The following is a 3,029-nucleotide window of genomic DNA, read 5'->3' on the forward strand; positions in this document are numbered from 1 at the left end:
TGAACACGGTTTTCTTTCTCACCGGCACATATTATTCCAATGAATCACCGGTACTCAGAGAGGATCTGCTCAACACAGAAATCCTTTATCCGTGAGATACTGAAGGTCACCGCAGATCCGGAGATCATCTCCTTTGCAGGCGGCCTTCCCAATCCCAATCTGATTGATGATGAGGGGATACAGAGAGCCGCCGCAGCACTGCTGAAAGAGGATGGCAAGACCGCACTCCAGTACTCGACCACCGAAGGACACCCTCCCCTGCGGGAATGGATTGCAGAACGCTACCGCACCCGCTACGGTCTCTCAGTAAGTGCGGATCAAATTCTGATCACAAACGGCTCTCAGCAGTGTCTGGACCTCATCGGAAAGGTCTACCTTGATAAAGGCGATTCGGTCATTGTTGAAGACCCCGGATATCTGGGTGCCATCCAGTCGTTCTCCATGTTTCAGGCAGAATTCCTCCCGGTCCCTCTGAATGAGGAAGGGCCTGACCTGGAACGTCTTACTACAGTGCTTGAGACGTCATCCGCGAAGTTCATGTACGGCATTCCGAACTCGCAGAACCCCTCCGGGATCACCTACTCGGAGAACCGGCGAAAGGATCTCGCTGCCATTCTCTGCGACCACGACATGCCGTTTGTGGAAGACGATGCATACGGGGAACTCCAGTTTGACGGTGTGACAAGGAAACCGGTCAGTGCTTATATGGGCGGCGAAGGCATTCTGACAGGGTCGTTCTCCAAGATCTTCTCGCCCGGCATGCGGATGGGATGGGTCTGTGCACCCGAAGAGGTTATGGAGAAGATACTCATCGCAAAACAGGCATCCGATCTGCACTCAAACTACCTGAGCCAGCGTATCCTTTCAAAATATCTGGAAGAAAACGACATTGATGCCCATATTGCAGTTATAAACGAAGAGTACCGGAAACGTGCCGGATGGATGATTTCACAGATGGAGAAGTGCTTCCCGGACGATGTGCAGTTCACCCGGCCAACCGGCGGGATGTTTATCTGGCTGACGCTTCCTGAAGGTGTCTCCTCAAGTGAGCTCTTTGATGCCGCCCTGAAACGCAAGGTGGCCATCCTGCCGGGCACGCCGTTCTACGCAGACGGCGGCGGTGACTCGACAGCGAGGATTAATTTCTCCAATGCGGATAAAGAGGATATTATGGCAGGCATCGAAATTGTTGCCGAAGTGCTCGAAGAAATTCGTAGCACTCCTCAATAAGGCATTCTTTTTTTGGTCTGTGCCGGATACCTGCCTCTTCTGTTTTTTCGGCCCGGACAAAGAGAGTCAATTCTCATCATTTAATAATACCTGATGCACTATTTTTCCAGTAATGGTTAACCGAATCAGTGTTATTGTTCTTGCAGGGCTGTGTCTCTGTTTATTATCCGCAGGCTGCACCACTCCTGATGAACCGGCAGGCACGCCGGAAGACGCAAAGATGACGGCACTTCTGGAGCGTGCAACCGCGAACGTCTCTGCCGGTCTCTCTCAGTTACAGGAGAGCAATGCAGAGAGTGCGGATAAATTGTCAGAAACCGGTATCAGGGGCGATGCGGCAGGAGAGGTGCTGCAGAAGAAACTGGCCGGTGCGTCCCCATATGTCATATCGTCGCTGGTGATAGACCCTGAGGGGATCGTCACGGCAGCAGCGCCGGCGCACTACGAGACAATTGTCGGCACCGACCTTGGCTACCAGCCTGAGGTGCAGTATGCACACGCGGTGAAAAAACCGGTGTTAAGCCACATCTTCCTCCTCGAAGAAGGGTTTTCCGGCATATCTCTCAGTTACCCGGTATTCTCCAGTGATGGCATCTATCTGGGGTACACCGACCTCACCTTCCGTCCGGAGATCTTTTTGCGCCAGTATTTCTGTCCTCTCGCCGAAGCAACCGGGTATGAGTTCATGGTGATGCAGACGGACGGCAGAATTCTCTATGAGACCAATGAAGAGGAGGTCGGGAAGAACACCTTCACGGATCCTCTCTACCAGTCAACAGAGATCCCGAAACTGGCAGAGACAATTGTTGCAGCTGCATCCGGCAGGGGGGAATATACCTTCTGGGACCGGGACTGGAGCAGGGAAGTGCAGCGCGAACTCTACTGGTCAACGATCTCATTCGGCGAAACGGAATGGAGAGTGGCAGTCATTCGCGACATCAGCACCACTTCATCCCCGACACCTGTGCCCACACCGCGATCTGATGGGGCACTGGATGAGGATATTTCCTCAATGACTGCCTTTGTCGAAGATGCGGCAGCATTTGCACAGCAGAACGAAAAATCCGTGGCCCTTGCAGCCTTCAACGATCCTGAAGGTGAGTTCATTGATGGTGAGCTCTACATCTTTGCCTACGATATGAACGGTACCACACTTGCCCACCCCTACCAGCCGGGCATTGTCGGTGAAGACCGGGTGGCGCTTGCGGATGAGAACGGGCTTGAGATCATGAAGAGCTTTGTGGACCTTGCGGCCCGCGGTGGTGGATATATGTATTACACCTTCCCGAACCCCGTGGAAGGCTATCAGAAACAGCTGAAACTTGCTACAATCCGGCCCGTTGACGGGGACTGGTTTGTCGGATCCGGTGTCTATATTCCGGAGATGGATGTCGCGCTGAACCAGACTGCAATTGACACCCTCGTGAGCCGGGTGAAGGAGGCGCAGGCCTTTGCCCTCACGTCATCTGCATATAGCAAAGAAGAAGGGATTTTTGCAGCAATGAATGATAAATTCGGGACAGGCGCAGACTATGTCTTCGCATACGACATGAACGGCACCTGCCTCTCTCTCCCGTTCCAGCCGGAGATGGCGGGAAGAAACCGCCTGAACTTCACCGATAGCTATGGCGTTGAGGCAGTCAAACTGGAGATCGATGCCGCACAGAGGGGCGGCGGGTATGTGTATGTGGTCTATGAGAATCCTGATACCGGCAATGAGGAACTCAAGTTCTGCTATGTGCTGCCGGTGATGGATGAGTATTTTGTCGGGTCCGGGGTTTATGCGGGTAAAGTGGTCT

At 53.3% G+C, this 3,029-nt stretch carries 2 protein-coding genes; both read left to right on the plus strand.

What is annotated here, in order from left to right; translation table 11 throughout:
• The first annotated feature begins 39 nt into the window (after positions 1-39).
• The gene (locus tag MKMG_RS11195) at positions 40-1,230 is read left to right on the plus strand and encodes a PLP-dependent aminotransferase family protein (RefSeq protein WP_165078016.1); all 1,191 of its coding nucleotides are present in this window, start codon (positions 40-42) and stop codon (positions 1,228-1,230) included.
• A 112-nt stretch (positions 1,231-1,342) separates the two neighbouring features.
• A partial coding sequence (locus tag MKMG_RS11200) for a cache domain-containing protein (protein WP_165078018.1) occupies positions 1,343-3,029 on the plus strand: 1,687 nt, incomplete at its 3' end.

Source organism: Methanogenium sp. MK-MG (genome assembly GCF_009914725.1).
GTDB lineage: Archaea > Halobacteriota > Methanomicrobia > Methanomicrobiales > Methanomicrobiaceae > Methanogenium.

Bases quoted from the DNA above. Each gene is read 5' to 3' on its own strand.
- MKMG_RS11195 (WP_165078016.1), top strand. From the start codon at position 40: ATGAATCACCGGTACTCAGAGAGGATCTGCTCAACACAGAAATCCTTT.